The organism is Pseudomonas sp. Tof1 (assembly GCF_055390395.1).
In genome coordinates, this window is the sequence record NZ_AP024344.1 from 127,501 (window position 1) to 145,415 (window position 17,915).

12 protein-coding genes and 3 rRNA genes (1 of these 15 running past the window's edge) are annotated in these 17,915 nt (G+C 63.2%); 8 read left to right on the forward strand and 7 right to left on the reverse strand.

Going from position 1 to position 17,915, the window contains the following annotated elements:
• The 4 genes from ACZ5KU_RS00610 to ACZ5KU_RS00625 all read left to right on the forward strand — a co-directional run.
• Nucleotides 1-1,471: ribosomal RNA gene (locus ACZ5KU_RS00610) — 23S ribosomal RNA — on the forward strand (it extends 1,420 nt beyond the left edge of the window).
• 149 nt (nucleotides 1,472-1,620) lie between these two features.
• A 5S ribosomal RNA gene (rrf, locus tag ACZ5KU_RS00615) occupies nucleotides 1,621-1,736 on the forward strand.
• A gap of 109 nt (nucleotides 1,737-1,845) precedes the next feature.
• Nucleotides 1,846-1,961: ribosomal RNA gene (gene rrf / locus ACZ5KU_RS00620) — 5S ribosomal RNA — on the forward strand.
• 315 nt (nucleotides 1,962-2,276) lie between these two features.
• The gene (locus ACZ5KU_RS00625) at nucleotides 2,277-4,157 is read left to right on the forward strand and encodes a methyl-accepting chemotaxis protein (protein ID WP_464736713.1); all 1,881 of its coding nucleotides are present in this window, start codon (nucleotides 2,277-2,279) and stop codon (nucleotides 4,155-4,157) included.
• A gap of 93 nt (nucleotides 4,158-4,250) precedes the next feature.
• On the opposite strand, the gene ACZ5KU_RS00630 is transcribed toward ACZ5KU_RS00625, so the two are convergent.
• The 5 genes from ACZ5KU_RS00630 to ACZ5KU_RS00650 all read right to left on the reverse strand — a co-directional run bounded on the left by ACZ5KU_RS00630 (nucleotide 4,251) and on the right by ACZ5KU_RS00650 (nucleotide 10,663).
• Complete coding sequence (locus ACZ5KU_RS00630) at nucleotides 4,251-4,718, reverse strand: SRPBCC family protein (protein ID WP_054057380.1); 468 nt, start codon at nucleotides 4,716-4,718, stop codon at nucleotides 4,251-4,253.
• A 29-nt stretch (nucleotides 4,719-4,747) separates the two neighbouring features.
• Nucleotides 4,748-8,167 (reverse strand): amino acid adenylation domain-containing protein, encoded by a 3,420-nt coding sequence (locus tag ACZ5KU_RS00635; protein WP_464736714.1) that lies wholly within the window; start codon nucleotides 8,165-8,167, stop codon nucleotides 4,748-4,750.
• Nucleotides 8,164-9,111, reverse strand: coding sequence for a diiron oxygenase (locus ACZ5KU_RS00640; protein ID WP_464736715.1), 948 nt, complete (start codon nucleotides 9,109-9,111; stop codon nucleotides 8,164-8,166). The genes ACZ5KU_RS00635 and ACZ5KU_RS00640 overlap by 4 nt, the downstream gene beginning before the upstream one ends.
• A complete protein-coding gene (locus ACZ5KU_RS00645) occupies nucleotides 9,108-9,284 on the reverse strand; it encodes a DUF3050 domain-containing protein (protein WP_239688152.1) in 177 nt (58 codons plus the stop codon). The genes ACZ5KU_RS00640 and ACZ5KU_RS00645 overlap by 4 nt, the downstream gene beginning before the upstream one ends.
• Nucleotides 9,285-9,979: 695 nt before the next feature.
• Nucleotides 9,980-10,663, reverse strand: coding sequence for a GntR family transcriptional regulator (locus ACZ5KU_RS00650; RefSeq protein ID WP_054061292.1), 684 nt, complete (start codon nucleotides 10,661-10,663; stop codon nucleotides 9,980-9,982).
• Between the two features lie 437 nt (nucleotides 10,664-11,100).
• On the opposite strand from ACZ5KU_RS00650, the gene ACZ5KU_RS00655 reads away from it, so the two are divergent.
• Genes ACZ5KU_RS00655 through ACZ5KU_RS00670 form a run of 4 tightly spaced genes read left to right on the forward strand, consistent with a single transcriptional unit; the run spans nucleotide 11,101 to nucleotide 14,805 of the window.
• Nucleotides 11,101-11,997, forward strand: a complete 897-nt coding sequence (locus ACZ5KU_RS00655; protein WP_464736716.1) for a TauD/TfdA dioxygenase family protein — start codon at nucleotides 11,101-11,103, stop codon at nucleotides 11,995-11,997.
• A gap of 25 nt (nucleotides 11,998-12,022) precedes the next feature.
• Nucleotides 12,023-13,060: an ABC transporter substrate-binding protein gene (locus ACZ5KU_RS00660; RefSeq protein ID WP_054061290.1), complete on the forward strand. Its 1,038-nt coding sequence runs from the start codon at nucleotides 12,023-12,025 to the stop codon at nucleotides 13,058-13,060.
• A 5-nt stretch (nucleotides 13,061-13,065) separates the two neighbouring features.
• Nucleotides 13,066-13,920: an ABC transporter ATP-binding protein gene (locus ACZ5KU_RS00665; RefSeq protein ID WP_054061289.1), complete on the forward strand. Its 855-nt coding sequence runs from the start codon at nucleotides 13,066-13,068 to the stop codon at nucleotides 13,918-13,920.
• Nucleotides 13,921-13,938: 18 nt separating this feature from the next.
• Complete coding sequence (locus ACZ5KU_RS00670) at nucleotides 13,939-14,805, forward strand: ABC transporter permease (RefSeq protein WP_054061288.1); 867 nt, start codon at nucleotides 13,939-13,941, stop codon at nucleotides 14,803-14,805.
• A gap of 137 nt (nucleotides 14,806-14,942) precedes the next feature.
• On the opposite strand, the gene ACZ5KU_RS00675 is transcribed toward ACZ5KU_RS00670, so the two are convergent.
• Both ACZ5KU_RS00675 and ACZ5KU_RS00680 read right to left on the reverse strand, forming a co-directional pair.
• A complete protein-coding gene (locus tag ACZ5KU_RS00675) occupies nucleotides 14,943-15,647 on the reverse strand; it encodes a DUF3142 domain-containing protein (RefSeq protein ID WP_464736717.1) in 705 nt (234 codons plus the stop codon).
• A gap of 6 nt (nucleotides 15,648-15,653) precedes the next feature.
• Nucleotides 15,654-17,828: a PA5441 family protein gene (locus tag ACZ5KU_RS00680; protein ID WP_054061957.1), complete on the reverse strand. Its 2,175-nt coding sequence runs from the start codon at nucleotides 17,826-17,828 to the stop codon at nucleotides 15,654-15,656.
• Between the last annotated feature and the right edge of the window lie 87 nt (nucleotides 17,829-17,915).

The window sequence follows — 17,915 nt, forward strand, 5'->3', positions numbered from 1 at the left end:
AAGGCTAGGCCAGCTTGGCGTTGGTTGTCCAAGTTTAAGGTGGTAGGCTGAGATCTTAGGTAAATCCGGGATCTTAAGGCCGAGAGCTGATGACGAGTGTCCTTTAGGACGCGAAGTGGTTGATGCCATGCTTCCAAGAAAAGCTTCTAAGCTTCAGATAACCAGGAACCGTACCCCAAACCGACACAGGTGGTTAGGTAGAGAATACCAAGGCGCTTGAGAGAACTCGGGTGAAGGAACTAGGCAAAATGGCACCGTAACTTCGGGAGAAGGTGCGCCGGTGAGGGTGAAGGACTTGCTCCGTAAGCCCATGCCGGTCGAAGATACCAGGCCGCTGCGACTGTTTATTAAAAACACAGCACTCTGCAAACACGAAAGTGGACGTATAGGGTGTGACGCCTGCCCGGTGCCGGAAGGTTAATTGATGGGGTTAGCGAAAGCGAAGCTCTTGATCGAAGCCCCGGTAAACGGCGGCCGTAACTATAACGGTCCTAAGGTAGCGAAATTCCTTGTCGGGTAAGTTCCGACCTGCACGAATGGCGTAACGATGGCGGCGCTGTCTCCACCCGAGACTCAGTGAAATTGAAATCGCTGTGAAGATGCAGTGTATCCGCGGCTAGACGGAAAGACCCCGTGAACCTTTACTATAGCTTTGCACTGGACTTTGAATTTGCTTGTGTAGGATAGGTGGGAGGCTTTGAAGCGTGAACGCCAGTTTGCGTGGAGCCATTCTTGAAATACCACCCTGGCAACTTTGAGGTTCTAACTCAGGTCCGTTATCCGGATCGAGGACAGTGTATGGTGGGTAGTTTGACTGGGGCGGTCTCCTCCTAAAGAGTAACGGAGGAGTACGAAGGTGCGCTCAGACCGGTCGGAAATCGGTCGCAGAGTATAAAGGCAAAAGCGCGCTTGACTGCGAGACAGACACGTCGAGCAGGTACGAAAGTAGGTCTTAGTGATCCGGTGGTTCTGTATGGAAGGGCCATCGCTCAACGGATAAAAGGTACTCCGGGGATAACAGGCTGATACCGCCCAAGAGTTCATATCGACGGCGGTGTTTGGCACCTCGATGTCGGCTCATCACATCCTGGGGCTGAAGCCGGTCCCAAGGGTATGGCTGTTCGCCATTTAAAGTGGTACGCGAGCTGGGTTTAGAACGTCGTGAGACAGTTCGGTCCCTATCTGCCGTGGACGTTTGAGATTTGAGAGGGGCTGCTCCTAGTACGAGAGGACCGGAGTGGACGAACCTCTGGTGTTCCGGTTGTCACGCCAGTGGCATTGCCGGGTAGCTATGTTCGGAAAAGATAACCGCTGAAAGCATCTAAGCGGGAAACTTGCCTCAAGATGAGATCTCACTGGAACCTTGAGTTCCCTGAAGGGCCGTCGAAGACTACGACGTTGATAGGTGGGGTGTGTAAGCGCTGTGAGGCGTTGAGCTAACCCATACTAATTGCCCGTGAGGCTTGACCATATAACACCCAAGCAATTTGCGTCGAATGAGCAGATTGCGGTGTATGAAGACGAAGTGAACCGAAAGTTTGCCACGCACAAAACACCAAAGACTGTCACGTACCCGATTCGCTGGAGCGTTGCCCAGGCAACGAGCCGGCTACCGAATTTCTTGACGACCATAGAGCATTGGAACCACCTGATCCCATCCCGAACTCAGAAGTGAAACGATGCATCGCCGATGGTAGTGTGGGGTTTCCCCATGTGAGAGTAGGTCATCGTCAAGATTAAATTCCAAAACCCCTATCTGCGCAGGCAGGTAGGGGTTTTGTCTTTTTGTAGAAGTTCCTCATTTTGCTGGGGCGTTGCACGAGCGACGAACCGGCCACAGAATTTCTTGACGACCATAGAGCATTGGAACCACCTGATCCCATCCCGAACTCAGAAGTGAAACGATGCATCGCCGATGGTAGTGTGGGGTTTCCCCATGTGAGAGTAGGTCATCGTCAAGATTGAATTCCGAAACCCCTATCTGCGCAGGCAGGTAGGGGTTTTGTTTTTTCCGGCTACTCTCTCTGGACACCGTCCGTCTCACCCCCGTATTTTCCCCTGACCTGGGAGCACGAATCAGCACGGGCTATCTGCCCTCTCGTCGGCGAACCGCGACATTTGCGATAAGGCCATTAAGTTTTCTGCCGATGATGCCGACAAGAGGAAGAGCCGTGCGTGCACCAAAGTAGAGCACCCATGGACGGTCATCTGCGCTACTGAAGGGACTGTCGCATCGTGTACGCACCCCCAATCTTCGGCATGAGAAGTTCCGTGAAATGAATCTTAAATTCAGCCATAAAATCCTGCTGGCCGCTTCCGGTGTCGTGGTTCTGGCCTTTGCGCTGTTCACCCTCTACAACGATTACCTGCAACGCAGCACCATCGGGCAGAACCTCGAATCATCGGTCGAGCAAGCGGGCGACCTTACCGCCAGCAGTGTGCAGAACTGGCTGAGCGGGCGGATCCTGGTGCTGGAAAACCTCGCGCAGAACATCGCGCACCAGGGCAGCAAGGCCGATTACCCAGGCCTGGTGGACCAACCGGCCTTCACCTCGAACTTCCAGTTCACCTACGTCGGCCAGACCGACGGCACCTTCACCCAGCGTCCCGACGCGAAGATGCCGGACGGCTACGATCCACGTCAGCGTCCCTGGTACAAGGCCGCCGTAGCGGCCGACAAGACCATGCTCACCCCGCCCTACATGGCCTCGGTCGGCGGGCTGGTGGTGACCATCGCCATGCCGGTCAAAGGCAGCGGGCAACTGCTGGGTGTGGTCGGCGGCGACCTGAGCCTGGAAACCCTGGTGAAGATCATCAACTCGGTGGACTTCGGCGGGATCGGCCACGCCTTCCTGGTCAGCGGTGACGGTCAGGTGATCGTCAGCCCCGACAAGGACCAGGTGATGAAGAACCTCAAGGACATCTACCCGGGTTCGGCCCTTCGTATCGCCAAGGGCATCCAGGAGGTCACCCTGAACGGCCAGGAACGCATCCTGTCGTTCACCCCGGTGGTGGGCCTGCCGTCGGCTGACTGGTACATCGGCCTGTCCATCGACAAGGACAAGGCCTACGCGCCACTGAGCAAGTTCCGCACTTCGGCACTGATCGCGATGTTCATCGCGGTGGCCGCCATCGCGGTATTGCTGAGCCTGCTCATCCAGGTGCTGATGCGTCCGCTGACCACCATGGGCCGGGCCATGCAGGATATCGCCCAGGGTGAGGGTGATCTGACCCGTCGCCTGCACATCGTTCACAAGGACGAGTTCGGCGAATTGGCCGGCTCCTTCAACCAGTTCGTCGAGCGGATTCATGCCTCGATCGCCGAAGTGTCCTCGGCCACGCGCCACGTACACGACCTGTCCCAGCGGGTGATGAACTCCTCGAACGCCTCGATCATCGGCTCCGATGAACAAAGCGCGCGGACCAACAGTGTCGCCGCCGCCATCAACCAGTTGGGTGCGGCCACGCAGGAAATCGCCCGCAATGCCGCCGATGCCTCGCAGCACGCCAGCGGTGCGAGCGAGCAGGCCGACGATGGCCGCCAAGTGGTGGAACGCACCATCCAGTCGATGACCGAGCTGTCGCAGAAGATCAGTCTGTCCTGCACCCAGATCGAGACCCTGAACGCCAGCACCGACAACATCGGGCACATCCTCGACGTGATCAAGGGCATTTCCCAGCAGACCAACCTGCTGGCCCTCAACGCCGCCATTGAAGCAGCCCGTGCCGGTGAGGCCGGACGGGGTTTTGCCGTGGTCGCCGACGAAGTGCGCAACCTGGCGCACCGTACCCAGGAATCGGCGGAGGAGATCCACAAGATGATCACCTCGTTGCAGGTCGGCTCCCGCGAGGCGGTGACCACCATGAATGCCAGCCAGGCCTCCAGCGAGGAGAGTGTCGAAGTCGCCAACCAGGCCGGTGCGCGACTGGTCAGCGTGACCCAGCGGATCGGCGAGATCGATGGCATGAACCAGTCGGTGGCGGCCGCGACCGAAGAGCAGACGGCGGTGGTCGAGGCTCTCAACCTCGACATCACCCAGATCAACCTGCTCAACCAGCAGGGCGTGGCCAACCTCAACGAGACGTTGAAGGACTGCGATGCGCTGGCACAGCAGGCGGGTCGCCTGAAGCAGTTGGTGGACAGCTTCAAGATCTGATTCCGGCCGACAGTCCGCTCCTGCGAAAGGGTAGGGGCGGCGTCAGTAAAAAGCTGTTCGCGGGCTTGCCCGCGAACAGGAACACCAGCGTCCTCAGCTCAACAACGCCCGCACATTTCCCATCGCCTCATCGGCGAACTCCTGGATGAAACGCCGAAACCCCGGCGTCCCCTGGGCGCTGGCCGCCGCCGGTTCGGCGATGATGGTCCAGGTCGCCCGGCAGCGCTCCTGCGCCAACGGTTCGACGCTCATCATCGCCCACAGTTGGCCAACCCCAAGCGTGTTGTAGAGCGTGGTCCAGGTCATGCGCATCGCCTGTTCGTCACGGCTGTTGAGCTGCTCGACCACCACATGGCCGTCCTTGAACGACTTCTTGCGCAGCGCGCCCACGCCTTCGCCAATCATCTCGATATGCGAAAGCGCCGTGACGAACACGGCGAAGCCGGCAAAGTCGCCGACCATGGCCCAGGCGCTGGCGGCGTTGGTGGGGAGCTCGACCGTGGACGTCACGGCCTCGCCTCGAGGGTTGCGGATCAGGGTATCGGGTTGCAGGGAGTGCATCATGATGTGCTCCAGGTGGTTGTGGTGAATCAGATGAATCGGATCTGCCTGAGGTAGTCGCAGCCCTTGCGCAGCAGCGCCGCACTCTTGACCGGATAGGTCGCCCCCATGCGCCGCACGCCGGCCTCGGCCTGGCTGTGCTCGATCGTCGAGATGTCGCCGATGTCTTCTTCGAAACCGTTGAGGTAGAAACCCAGCACCTCGAACAGCGCGTTATCGCGCTCGACCCGCTGCAGTTGCCGCTGCCAGTCGGCGACGCTGACCAGCCGGAACGCGTACCCGGCCTCGCGGAACGCCGCGACGTAGTCGTTCCAGCTCAGCGGTTGCGGGTTGTGCAGGTTGAAGACCCCGGTGCTGTCCGGCAGGCGTCGGCTGTGGGCGGCAATGAAGCGGGCGAGGAAGTCCACCGGCATCAGGTCGAAATTGAGCGCCAGGGCCGGCACCTGGCCCAGTTGCAGTGACCCCTTGAGCATCAGCAGCAGGCGATTGCGGTGCGGCTGGCAGACGCCGTTGCGACTGTTGAAGGCGATATTGCCGGGACGGAAGAGATTGACCCACGCGCCTTGCTCGCGAGCCCGCTGGGCAATCCGTTCGCCGACCCACTTGGACAGGTTGTAGCCATTGCGGATGTAGATCGGCGGCGTCTCGGCCGGCGGTTGTTCCAGCACCCGGCCCTGGTCGCTGACCCGGCTGCAGGCGGACAGGCTGGAGATGAAGTTGAAGATCTTCTTGCTGCGCCCCTCGCACAGGCGCAGGCACTCGAACAGCGGAGCGACGTTGTCGGGTGCCAGCGCCTCGTAGTCGAGCACGTGATTGACGTGGGCGGCGTTGTGGATCAGTACCCCGAACTCGCGGTCGATGCGTTCGTACACATCGTCGGCCAGCCCCAGGTGCGGCTGGCGGATATCCGCAGGGTAGACCCGCACACGCTCCAGGTTCAGGTGCTCCAGACGGTTGTCGCGCAGGGCCCGGGCAAAACGCGCGGCGGCCGGCTCGCTGGCGCTGTCGCGGACCAGGCAGGCGATCTCGCTGACGCCCGCCGCCAGCAGGGCCTCGACGAGGTGCACGCCGACGAAGCTGTTGGCACCGGTCAGCAGCACCTTGCCGCGGTCACCGGCACGCTGCGCCGGCAACGCCTGCCAGTCCAGCCCGCGTTCGGCATCGACCCGTATCCGCGGGCTCAATGCCCCAGCGGCCGACTCGCCCCTGACCAGCACCGCCAGCCGACACAGGGTCGGCTCCTCGATGAAGCGGTTGATGGAGATGCCATGCCCGTAACGGGCGCGAATGCCTAGCAGCATCTTCGACAGCAGGATCGAATGCCCGCCCAGGTTGAAGAAACTTTCATCGGTGGCGATCCCCTCGGCCGGCAATCCCAGCAGCCTGGCCCAAAGCGCCTGCAACCAGGCCTCGTCGGCATTGGCCGGCTGCCGCAGGCCTGGACTGCCACCCAGCCGGACCGGCAAGGCCAGCAGCGCCCGGCGGTCGACCTTGCCATTGGCGGCCATCGGCAACGCTGTCAGCTCGACATAGGCGGCCGGGTGCATGTAGTCCGGCAGGCAGCGCTCGACATACTGCCTGAGGGCTTCGCGGTGGCGGTCGGCACTGGTCGGCTGGGCCAGGTAGGCGAGGACCTGCCGACGGCTGTCGATGACCACCGCCACCTGGCGGTACAAGCGGCTGTCGCGCAGGCAGCGCTCGATTTCCTGGGGCTCGACCCGAAAGCCGCGGATCTTCACCTGGTGGTCCCGACGCCCGCAGAACTCGATCCCCTCGGCGGTCCACCTGGCCAGGTCGCCGGTACGATACGCCCGCAGTGCCGGGCCGCCGCCGGGGCGCAGTTCGATGAAGCTCCCGGCGCTCCGGTCCGCAGCGTTCAGGTACCCCAGGCTGACACCTGGCCCGACGATATGCAGTTCGCCGACCGTCTGCTCGACCACCGGCTGGCCGCATTCATCGAGAATGAACACCTGGCTGTTGGCGATCGGTCCACCCAGGCTGCGGTGGCCGGTGTCGGTGCGCCACTGCCGCGCGGTGATCAGCACCGTCGCCTCGGCAGGGCCGTAGAGGTTATGGAAATTCGTCTGCCCGGCGAGGCGTTCGATGATCCACGGCTCGCAGACATCACCGCCGGTCAGCAGATGGCTCAGGCCCAGCGGCGGCTCCAGCGGCAGGAGGCCGAGCAGCATCGGCGGCAGGAAGGCATGGCTGATCCGTTGCCCGCGGATCAGTCGGGCGAGCTGTGCGGGATCGCGTCGCTGATCCTCGCTGGCGACCACCAGTTCGGCGCCCTGGATCAGGCTGGGGAAGATATCGATCAGTGACGCATCGAAGCCCGGTGTCGAGAACTGCAGCACCCGGTGCCGGGCTTCGAGTTCCACGTAATCGGCATACCACGCGCAGAAATGGGCGAGGTTGGCCTGGCTGAGCAGGATGCCCTTGGGCTGGCCGGTGGTGCCCGAGGTATAGAGCGCCAGACACGGCATTTGCGCGGTGAGGGCACGGCGTACCAGGGACGCGCCCAATGAGCCGTCGTCGCTACGCACGGTGGTGACATCCAGCGAGGGCAGGCGATCACCCATCGGGTGCCGGCCATCATGCAGCAGCAGGGCGGCCCCGGCGTCCGCCAGGATGAACTGCTGGCGTTGCAGTGGCTGATTCGGGTCCAGGGGCAGGTAGACCGCGCCACAGCCGAGAATGGCCAGCAGGCTGGCGTAGAAGGCCGGTGTCTTCGCCAGGCACAGGCCGATCACGGCGGGCTCCTCACGGCTATCCAGTCGGGCGAGGGCCGCCAGCAGGCGCTCCTGGATCGCCAGGCCGTGGGCATGCAACTGGCGGTAACGGGTCACCGCGCCGGCCACATTCAGGGCCGGGCGTTCGGCGAACTGCCGCAGACTGTCTTCGATCCGCTGGATCACCGGTACGGCTGCCAGGGCCAGCAGTTCGGGCCGGGCCGTGTGGTTGAGGCGGTGTTCGAAGGCCAGTGACTCCAGGGCCGACAGCGGATGCTCGACGCCACCGGGCGGTGGGGTGATGGAGGGGACTTCAAGAAAATAGCCACGCTCGCGGGCGAAACGGCTGACCAGCAGCGCACCCAGTTCCACCAGCTCACGGCTTGCTGCCAGCCGCAGGACCTGGCCATTGCCGCTGTCGTCCCGGGCTAGCGGCTGGCGCCGGATCAGCCGTCCGTCCTGCCAGCAGCGCAGGGCCAGCGCCGGCAGCGGGCCGGGCGCCGGCGGGCCGTACTCCAGGCGCAAGCCAAGCCGTGGCGCGTTGCCGCCCGCCACCGGCAGCGGCTGGCTGCCATCCTCGATCAGCAGGTCGGCAGCCCAAGGCCGGCTTGCGTCACCGCTCTGGTGCCGGATCACATGACCCTGCTGCTCCAGCTCCCTCTTCAGGTCATCCAGCACCTGGCTGTGCCCGACCAGGAGGATGTCGAGGCGTCTCATGACGCGCTCCCGGGCTGGAGCAGATAGTCACCCAGCGTCTCCTGCACGCAGGCAGAGTCCAGCAGCGAACTGTTGCGCAGGAAGCGCACGATATTGATCACCAGCGGGTGATGCCGATTGAGCGGGTAGGCCAGGCTGGCGGCTTCGCTCCTGAGGGCCTGGCGGATCGGCTCGCCGACCGGCAGGTGTTCGATGACAGTGAAGTCGAAGGCTTTCTGCAGGTCGTTGGTCAGGTAATGGACGATGAACACCGGCAGGATCTCGGCAAGCGCTTCACGATCCGCCTCGCTCGCACCCTGCCAGTAAAGCCGTACCAGGCGGGTCCAGAACCCGGCATGACGGCCTTCGTCGAGCAGGTGGTCGGCCATCAGCCCCTTGACCGAAGCCTTGACCGACCCCTCCTGGGCGAAGGCTGCAACATCGTTGGTCACGGTGTTTTCCGCCATCGCCACGCAGATCAGCTCGACGGCGCCGCGCAAGTGTTCCGGCGCCATGCCCAGGGCTGCCGGTATCGCGCGGCTCAGCTCGATCTCGCCGGGCATCGCCAGCGGCTGGATGTCGGTCAGGGCGATGGTCTGCTGCATGAAGTCCATTGCCGCCAGGGCGTGGTAATCCTCATCCACCACCACCGTCATGGCGGCATAGCGGCAGGCCAGCGGGAAGCGGATCGGGAAGCGGTCCTTGGCAATGCGCCGTGCGGTACGGTCGACGATCTCGGTCTCGAAAATCACCACATCGTTGATGAACTTGTAGAGGCTCTGGGTCAGCACGAAGTCGCGCTGCTCGGGGCAGTGGGCGAGCAGGGTGCCACTGTTGGCCAGGGGTTGGCGGCTGAGCGGGTAGATCAGCCGGTCATCGTCCTCCAGCAGGCGCCGCGGACGGGTACGGATGCTGGCGCGGTTTTCCCAGGCCTCGACGAAGGCGCTGTAGTCGGCGGCGTTCATGAGGCGACTCCGATGGGCTCGGCCCGCAGTTTCAGGAGCACGGCGTCCCACACCGCGAAGACATGGCTTTCCATGAAGCGCATAAGTCGTTTCAGTGAATCGACTTCACTGAAAACAGGATGCTCAAGTAATTGTGCCTGTTCATATTCGAGGCGTTTTTCATAAATATTCATTGGCCACCTTGGTGGTTGGTAAGTTGGATGGCGATAAACAGCCGATTCCATACATTGCTGCCATGGGCTGAATAACAGGCGAACGAAGGCCTCAATCGGTAATTGAAAGTCGAGAGGCCTGAGGCAGCAGCATGGATGACCGGTCTGAGCCATGCGCCACAGCGCTGCGAGGGCAGGGCTGGGGTGCGTGTTTCCGGTTATTCAAACCTAGTACACAAGACAAGTTTCGATCAAGTTGTTTTTAAGTTTATTGAAGTTTCCACCTTTATAAGGAATGAGCGGTGCTTATAAAACAATTCAAATTTGTTTTATTTGGCGTAAGAGTGCCTTTTCCGCCCAATAACCGGCAGAATTAAAACAATGAGTGAATGCCTCACTCGGGCCACTCTTCAAACGGTTGAACGATGGTTTGGGTCGGCAGGGCCGGGACACGCTTGCTCCGTGCCTTGCGGCCTGTGGCAAAGCTCCTTCTGGTGAGTCTCCTATCCGGGTATCGCGTGGCGGGTTCGTACCGCGTCGATTGGCAAGGGTGTGCCCAAATGCGCGGCTCGGCTATCGCCTGAGGAGGCGCAGCACGTCCGACGCCTCGACCGGGCCTGGTCATCCCGCGTCAGCCAGGGTGACGCGGGGCAGGCCTCATGAGAGCGCTCGGGGCGATGCCGCGACTGGCCGGCACCCGTGCGCCGGCGGGCGGATCAGGACTTGCCAAGGTAGCGCTGGATGACTTCGATGCCTCGTCGCAAGTGCTGTTGCAGATGCGCCACGCAGGCATCGACCTGGCCGGCACGGGCCGCCTGGAGCAGTTCCCGGTGATCGTCCTGGGAGAGTTTCCCCAGGCCCATGGCCGACAGATTGAAGCGCAGGAAGCGTTCCTCCTCCACCAGGCCCTGTTCGATCAGCGCCAGCAGCTTTTGGTTGGGTGCCTTGCAATAGAGGCTCATGTGGAACAGGCGATTGAGCCGCCCCACGTGGGTGTAGTCGGTCTGCGCTTCCAGTTCGTCGACATATGCGGCACTGCGCTCCAGGTCTTCTGCGCTGAGCAGTGGCACCGACAGGCGCAGGGCCTGGGACTCCAGCAGGATGCGCAGGTCGTAGTTTTCCGTCGAGGTATCGTCGATCAGCGGCGCCACCACCGCGCCCTTGTACTGTACGACATGCAGCAGCGACTGCGCCTCGAGTTGGCGCAACGCCTCGCGGACCGGCATGCGACTGACGCCGAACAGCGTGGCCAGTTCCTGTTGGCGCAAGGCCGTGCCGCAGGGCAATCGCCCGTCGAGAATGGCGCCGCGCAAGGTTTCCTCGATCACCGCCCGGGCGAGGTAGGCGGGAATCGGGCCGCTGACGAGGATGCTGCCCAGAGGGTTCGGTTTTTTTGCCACGTTCAGACCACCTGCTGCTCGATGGGCAGCTGAAATCGAATTCGACGCAATGCCTGCCGTCACCCGGACGCTGGTCAAACCGCTGCCGGGGTCCTTCCACAGCGATAATTGCAAGGTGCCATTTTCTTCCAGCAAAGCCTGCGGAACTATCAATCGTTTCCCTGATAAGTGTAGGTCTCCGTCATTTTGTAAGTACGTTTTACTTTGCAGCGGCGAGGCATTTTGCACACCGTCGGGCGTTGCCCCGGATCGAAGTCCGCCAGTGTCCTATGCATATTCCCAAATGATATTTAAATTATTTCTCTTATGACTATATTGTCGTCCCACTGCGTACCCACCGACCAATCGGTGCGCCGCACGAACTGAACCAACACGGGACCACCGTGAGTTTCTGATCGAGGCGCGCTGTCGGGCGTGCTCTGCGTGGGAGTGAATACATGTCTTTGGTTTCTGCGGTTTCCCCGGCGCCGGTGGCGGCGTCCCAATCCTTCGAGATCCGCCCTTTCGTCGGCGCGACAGGCGCCGAAATCATCGGCCTGGACCTGCGCCAGCCGGTCAACGAAGAGGACTTCTCCCGCATCCACCGTGCGCACCTGGATCACCATGTGCTGGTGTTTCGTGACCAGCGTATCAGCCCCGAGCAGCAGATCGCCTTCAGTCGTCGTTTCGGCGTGTTGCAGATCCATGTACTCAAGCAATTCCTGCTGGCCGGGCACCCGGAGATCCTGATTGTCTCCAACATCGTCGAGAACGGTCAGAACATCGGTCTGGGCGATGCCGGCAAGTTCTGGCACTCGGATCTTTCCTACAAGGAACTGCCGAGCCTCGGTTCGATGCTGCATGCCCAGGAGTTGCCGGCCGAAGGTGGCGACACCCTGTTCGCCGACCAGCACAAGGCCTGGGACAGCCTGCCCGAAGGGCTGCGCAAGGCGGTCGAAGGCCGCTCGGCGGCACATTCGTATACCGCGCGCTACAGCGAGAGCAAATTCGAGGGCAACTGGCGCCCGACCCTGACTCCGGAACAACTGGCCCAGGTCGCCGAGGTGGTGCACCCGATCGTCCGCACCCACCCGGAGACCGGCCGCAAGGCGCTGTTCGTCAGCGAAGGTTTCACCACCCGCATCGTCGGCCTGCCGGACGACGAGAGCCGGCAGATTCTCGCCGAGCTTTACGCCCACAGCGTGCTCCCGGAAAACATCTACCGCCATCATTGGCAGCCCCATGACCTGGTGTTCTGGGACAACCGCTCGCTGATTCATCTGGCTGCCGGCTGCCCGAACCATCTGCGCCGCAAGCTCTACCGCACCACCATCCAGGGCGATGCCCCATTCTGACCTGATCGCTTGAAGGAGCATCGTCATGCCTGCACCCTTTGCGCTGCTGCCGAAACTCGGCCGCCTCACCACCACCCTCGGCCTGAGCCTCAGCCTGCTGGCCGGTAGCCTGCTGGCACCGGCCAGCGCTCACGCCGAAGGCGAGATCCGCATCGCCGAACAGTTCGGCATCGTCTACCTGCTGCTCAACGTGGTTCGCGACCAGCACCTGATCGAGAAGCACGGCAAGGCCGAAGGCATTGACATCAAGGTGGACTGGACCCAGCTGTCCGGCGGCTCGGCGATCAACGACGCGCTGCTCTCCGGTTCGGTGGACATCGCCGGCGCTGGCGTCGGCCCGCTGCTGACCATCTGGGACCGTACCTACGGCCGACAGAACGTCAAGGCCGTGGCGTCGCTGGGCAACTTCCCCTATTACCTGGTGAGCAACAACCCCAAGGTCAAGACCATTGCCGACTTCACCGAACAGGACCGCATCGCCCTGCCGGCGGTGGGCGTCTCGGTGCAGTCGCGCTACCTGCAGTACGCGGCGGCCAAGCTGTGGGGCGACAAGGAATTCAACCGCCTGGACAAGTACACCGTCGCCGTCCCGCACCCGGACGCCACCGCGGCCTTGCTGGCCGGCGGCACCGAACTGACCGGGCACTTCTCCAACCCGCCGTTCCAGGAGCAGGCACTGGAGAACCCCAACGTCCACGTGGTGCTCAACAGCTACGACCTGTTCGGGCCGAACTCGCCGACCGTGCTGTTCGCCACCGAGAAGTTCCGCAACGACAACCCCAAGACCTATAAGGCCTTCGTCGAAGCCCTGGCCGAGGCCGCCGATTTCGCCCAGAAGGACAAGGGCGCGGCGGCGGACACCTACCTGCGGGTGACCAAGGCCAAGATCGACCGGGCGGCGTTGCTCAAGATCATCGACAACCCGCAGTTCGAATTCACCGTGACGCCGAAGAACACCTACCCGCTGGCCGAATTCCTCTATCGCGTGGGCGCCATCAAACACAAACCCGAGTCGTGGAAGGACTACTTCTTCCAGGACGCCAAGCCGCTGCAGGGGAGCTGACCGTCATGAATGCCCCCTTGCAAGGCCACACGGCCAGCAAACCGACCGCTACCACCCCCGCGTTGCTGGCGGTCGACCAGGTCAGCCTGGAGTACCGCACCCCGCAGCGGGTGGTGCGGGCCACGCACCGGGTCAGTTTCGAAGTCGACCAGCAGGACCGCTTCGTCCTGCTCGGGCCCTCGGGCTGCGGCAAGTCGACCCTGCTCAAGGCGGCGGCCGGGTTCATCCGGCCCTGTGAGGGCGAAATCCGCCTGCAGGGCCAGGTGGTCACCGAGCCGGGCCCGGACCGTATCGTGGTGTTCCAGGAGTTCGACCAGTTGCCGCCGTGGAAGACGGTCAAGCAGAACGTCATGTTCCCGCTGCTCGCCTCCGGCACCCTCAAGCGCCGCGAGGCCGAGGAGCGCGCCCTGCACTACCTGGAGAAGGTCGGCCTGGCGGCCTTTGCCGAAGCCTATCCGCACACCCTGTCCGGTGGCATGAAGGCCCGGGTGTCGATCGCCCGCGCCCTGGCGATGCAGCCGAAAATCCTGCTGATGGACGAACCGTTCGCCGCCCTCGACGCCCTGACCCGGCGCAAGATGCAGGAAGAGCTGCTGCAACTCTGGGAAGAGGTGCGTTTCACCCTGTTGTTCGTCACCCACTCGATCGAAGAGGCGCTGGTGGTGGGTAACCGTATCCTGCTGCTGTCGCCCCATCCGGGGCGGGTGCGGGCGCAGATCCACAGCCATCAGTACGACCTGCACAGCCTGGGCGGTGCGGACTTCCAGGCCTCGGCGCGGCGCATCCATCGGCTGCTGTTCGACGAAACCCCGCAGGCCGAAACCGAACTGGATTTTGCCGATATCCGCATTGCCTATTGAGCGGCTGGAGAGTTGCCGATGAGTCTTTCATCCCCCGTGCGTGAAGAATATGAAGTCATCCTGGAGCCGCTGCTCGAAGTGCCGCTGGAGCGCGAACTGTCGCTGGCGCAACGGCTGTGGCAACAGGGCTGGCTGCGCAAGAGCCTGATCCTGGTGCTGCTGGCGGTACTCTGGGAGGCGGTGGCGCGTTACCAGGACAACGACTTGCTCCTGCCAACCTTCCTGCAGACCGCCAGTGCCCTGTACGACGGCCTGCTCAGTGGCGAGCTGCTGGGCAAGGTATGGATTTCCCTGCAGGTGCTGCTCAAGGGCTATGTGCTGGGCGTGGTGCTGGCGTTCGGCCTGACCACCCTGGCGGTGTCGAGCCGCTTCGGCCGCGACCTGCTCGGCACCCTGACCTCGATGTTCAACCCGCTGCCGGCCATCGCCCTGTTGCCGCTGGCGCTGCTGTGGTTCGGGTTGGGGCAGAACAGCCTGATCTTCGTGCTGGTGCACTCGGTGCTCTGGGCGCTGGCGCTCAATACCTACGCCGGATTTCTCGGCGTGTCGGAGACCCTGCGCATGGCCGGGCGCAACTATGGCCTCAGGGGCCTGCGCTTCGTGCTGTTCATCCTGATCCCGGCGGCGCTGCCGTCGATCCTCGCCGGGTTGAAGATCGGCTGGGCATTCGCCTGGCGCACCCTGATCGCGGCGGAACTGGTGTTCGGTGCCACCAGCGGCAAGGGCGGGCTGGGCTGGTATATCTTCCAGAACCGCAACGAGCTGTACACCGACAAGGTGTTCGCCGGGTTGGCGGTGGTGATCCTGATAGGCCTTTTGGTGGAGAACCTGGTGTTCGACAGCCTGGAGCGGGTGACGGTGAAGCGCTGGGGCATGCAGCGCTAAGCGGTGTGGTTCGATCTGACACCTTCGCGGGCAAGCCCGGCTCCTACAGAATCATGTGGTACATAACCTCTGTGTTCGACGCGGCCCTGTAGGAGCCGGGCTTGCCCGCGAAGGCATAGGCCCAGGCACCGCCTGACTCAAGGGTTCTGCAAAAACACCACATACCCGCGAAACCACTCGCTGCCCTTCAGGTACCCGGGCTCCTGCCACTCCCCACCCTGGATCAGGCCGACCTTGAACGGCAACCCCAGCCGGTTCATCCGCGGCAGGTATGCGGCATAGTCGGGAATGCTGCGGCGGCCCTGGTAGGTCTGTACCACCACTTCATCCACCACTCCCCGCAACTGGGCGATGGCCGTCGGGTCGGCGTTGCTGCTCCAGTCCATCAGCCCGGTGATGCTCAGGCGCAAATCAGTCGGCAGCCGCTTGCGCAGGTCGCGCAGGAAGTCGGCGTACTCGTCGAGGTAGCGGGTGCGGGCATCGAAGTCGATCTGGATGCCCACCACCGGGTTGCCCGCCTGCTGCCAGCGTTTCACTTGGCCGAGCAACTGGCGATAGACCGATTCCGGCCAGCGCAGGGTGTGGGCACGATAGACCACCCAGACCTCGCCCCGGGTCAGGCGCGGAATCGCGATGCCCTGGGCGATGAAACGGACACCCTGTTGGCGTGACCGGCTGATCTGCCCTTGCAGCACGTACAGGCTGCGCGCCTGGGCCAGCACCGGCTGTGGCGCGACCCCGCTCCACAGCCAGAACGCATCATGCTCACGCGCATCGACCGCCGCCAGCGCCTGGCCGGCACTCAGCCAGGCGGCCAGCAGCAGCCAGCACCCACGGCCCATCGACACTTACCAGTAGTACTGCAGCGACTTGCCCCACTGGGTGTCGGCGTAGCTGCCCTTCAACTGCTTGAACCAGGCCTTGCGTTGCGCCGGCTCGACCTCCTTGCCGCCGCAGCTGTTGTAGCCGGCCGGGGCGTAGCAGTTGATGGCCCGGAATAGCGCGTAGGCCTTGTCCGTGCGCGAGGCCTTGGCATCGGCCAGGACCAGTTGGTAGCCGTCGAGGCGCGAGTACAGCGGGCCCTTGAACAGCGATGGGGTGCCGCCCAGTTCGTCCTTGTTGCGCTGGCTGTCCAGCGGCATGCCATCCAGGCCGTTGCGCAGGATGAATTCGCCCAGGCAGTTCAGCGCCGCCGGTGCCTTGGCATCGGCCTGCAGGCTGGCAACGGTCTCGGCGATGGTCGGGCAAACGTAGCCGGATTCGGCCTTGGCGCCATTCCAGCGGAACAGCTTCAGCGACTGGCCACCGCTGTAGACGTAGCCCAGGCTGCTGCCCAGCTTGGTGTCGGCCGGTTCGGCGGGCAGTTGCTTCAGGTCTTCGCTGAAGTCCTGGTAGTGACCCAGGCGCAGGTCCTTGTACAGCAGCACGAACAGCGCGCTGTCGCGTTCGCTGGCATCCGCGCCCTGCTTGACCTGCTGGCGCAGCAGTTCGGCATCGGCCACGTGGCGCAGCAGGATGGCGCGCACCTGGGCGGTCTTGATCGGCGAGTCGGCGGCGAACACCTTGGCCACCTGCTGGCTGCGCTCGTAGTGGTTGGCCAGCGCCAGTTCCAGTTGTTCACGTTGCAACGGCTGCTTCGCCTGGGCCAGCAATTGCAGCCAGAGGTTCTCGGCCGCCGGCCAGTCCTGCCTGGCCTCCAGCGCCAGACCGCGCAGCACCTGCTGGCTGAAGGCGAAGTAGTCGAGTTTCGACGGGATCTCGCCGGGCAGACTCTTGAGCGCCGCTTCCGGGTTTTTCTCGACATACAGGTGGAACACCGCCAGCAGGTAGTCATGCAGCGCCGGCTGGGCGGCGAAGATCGATTTGTGGGCCTGCAGGGTTTCCAGTGTCAGCTGTTTCCTGGTTTCGTAGTCGCCCGTCGTGCGCATCGCCATCAGGTCGTTGACGGCCTGGAACAGCGGGTCCTTGATTTCGCCGACGCCGAACACCAGCTTGCTGTCGATTTCCTGCACCAGGCTGTCCGAGGAAACGTTGCGCGGGGCGTCTTCGGGCAGGCTGAACTGCCAGAGGTATTCGGCCGCCTGCTTGTCGCTGTCACCCGCCAGCCAGTAGACCCGGCGCAACAGGCCGCGGGCGGAAGTGGCGTAGGCGCCCTGTGGATAAGCCTTGAGGTAGGCATTGAAGCCGTCCTCGGCCTGCTTCAACTGCGCCGGGTCGGCCTCCTTGTCGGTCGGCATGCCCTCGGCATCGAAGCTGTTCTGCTGGGCGATGTTCAGGGCGGTACGCGCCTGCATGTAGTGCGCGGTTTCCTTCAGCCAGGGCTGGCTGTTCTGCGCCAGGCTGGCGAAACCGCTGGCGGCCTCGCTGAACCGGCCGCTGTAGAAGTCGCTGGCGGCCCGCAGGTAGGCGACGAACGCCTGGCCTGGCGCGGACTGCACATCGGTGGGCAGCAGCGCCGCCTGCTGTGCCGGGTCCCAGTTGCAGGCGGTGAGCATCTGGACCCGCGAGCGGGCCAGGGCCTGACGTTCGGTTTCGGACAGCTCGCCAGTGCCGAGCAGGGCCTCGATGAAGGCGCTGGTGCTTTCCTCCGAGTTGCTGCGGCAGCGGCTGCCTTCGCCGGAAAGGAAGGCGTCGCCGGCCGGTGCCTCGTCGCCGCGCTTGATGCCGAGCTTTTCCAGGGTCTCGTCCAGCTCGACGCTTTCGGCGTTGCTCACCTCGCCGCTGGCGTCCGGCACACTCGATTGCAGCCGGGTGTTGGCGAACGGCACCGGGCCGTAGCCTTCGGCGAGGTCGTCTTCGCTCAGTTCGTTGGGTGCCAGCGGCAGCTTGCCCTGGTCCGCCAGCAGCAGGCGCAGGTTGACCCGGCTGTCGTTACCGGGGGCGAGGAAGGCCAGGTTGCTGCAACGGTCCAGGCCGTACTGCATCATCGACCAGCGTGGATAGCAGAAATCATCGGAGCTCGCCTGGGCCTGGGACGAGAAGGCGACGCCCAGCGCCAGGGATGTCAGAAGAGCGATACGCATGAATTGTCCTTAATCCGTAAACGTGCGGCGCCGAGGCCGGGAGGGTGCTCATCATACCGAAGCCCGGGATGTACACCTATGCTTGTA

Excerpts from the sequence above, each read along its gene's own strand:
- ACZ5KU_RS00625 (WP_464736713.1), top strand. The coding sequence starts at position 2,277 with ATGAATCTTAAATTCAGCCATAAAATCCTGCTGGCCGCTTCCGGTGTC.
- ACZ5KU_RS00630 (WP_054057380.1), bottom strand. The coding sequence starts at position 4,718 with ATGCACTCCCTGCAACCCGATACCCTGATCCGCAACCCTCGAGGCGAG.
- ACZ5KU_RS00635 (WP_464736714.1), bottom strand. The coding sequence starts at position 8,167 with ATGAGACGCCTCGACATCCTCCTGGTCGGGCACAGCCAGGTGCTGGAT.
- ACZ5KU_RS00640 (WP_464736715.1), bottom strand. The coding sequence starts at position 9,111 with ATGAACGCCGCCGACTACAGCGCCTTCGTCGAGGCCTGGGAAAACCGC.
- ACZ5KU_RS00645 (WP_239688152.1), bottom strand. The coding sequence starts at position 9,284 with ATGAATATTTATGAAAAACGCCTCGAATATGAACAGGCACAATTACTT.
- ACZ5KU_RS00655 (WP_464736716.1), top strand. The coding sequence starts at position 11,101 with ATGTCTTTGGTTTCTGCGGTTTCCCCGGCGCCGGTGGCGGCGTCCCAA.
- ACZ5KU_RS00660 (WP_054061290.1), top strand. The coding sequence starts at position 12,023 with ATGCCTGCACCCTTTGCGCTGCTGCCGAAACTCGGCCGCCTCACCACC.
- ACZ5KU_RS00665 (WP_054061289.1), top strand. The coding sequence starts at position 13,066 with ATGAATGCCCCCTTGCAAGGCCACACGGCCAGCAAACCGACCGCTACC.
- ACZ5KU_RS00670 (WP_054061288.1), top strand. The coding sequence starts at position 13,939 with ATGAGTCTTTCATCCCCCGTGCGTGAAGAATATGAAGTCATCCTGGAG.
- ACZ5KU_RS00675 (WP_464736717.1), bottom strand. The coding sequence starts at position 15,647 with ATGGGCCGTGGGTGCTGGCTGCTGCTGGCCGCCTGGCTGAGTGCCGGC.
- ACZ5KU_RS00680 (WP_054061957.1), bottom strand. The coding sequence starts at position 17,828 with ATGCGTATCGCTCTTCTGACATCCCTGGCGCTGGGCGTCGCCTTCTCG.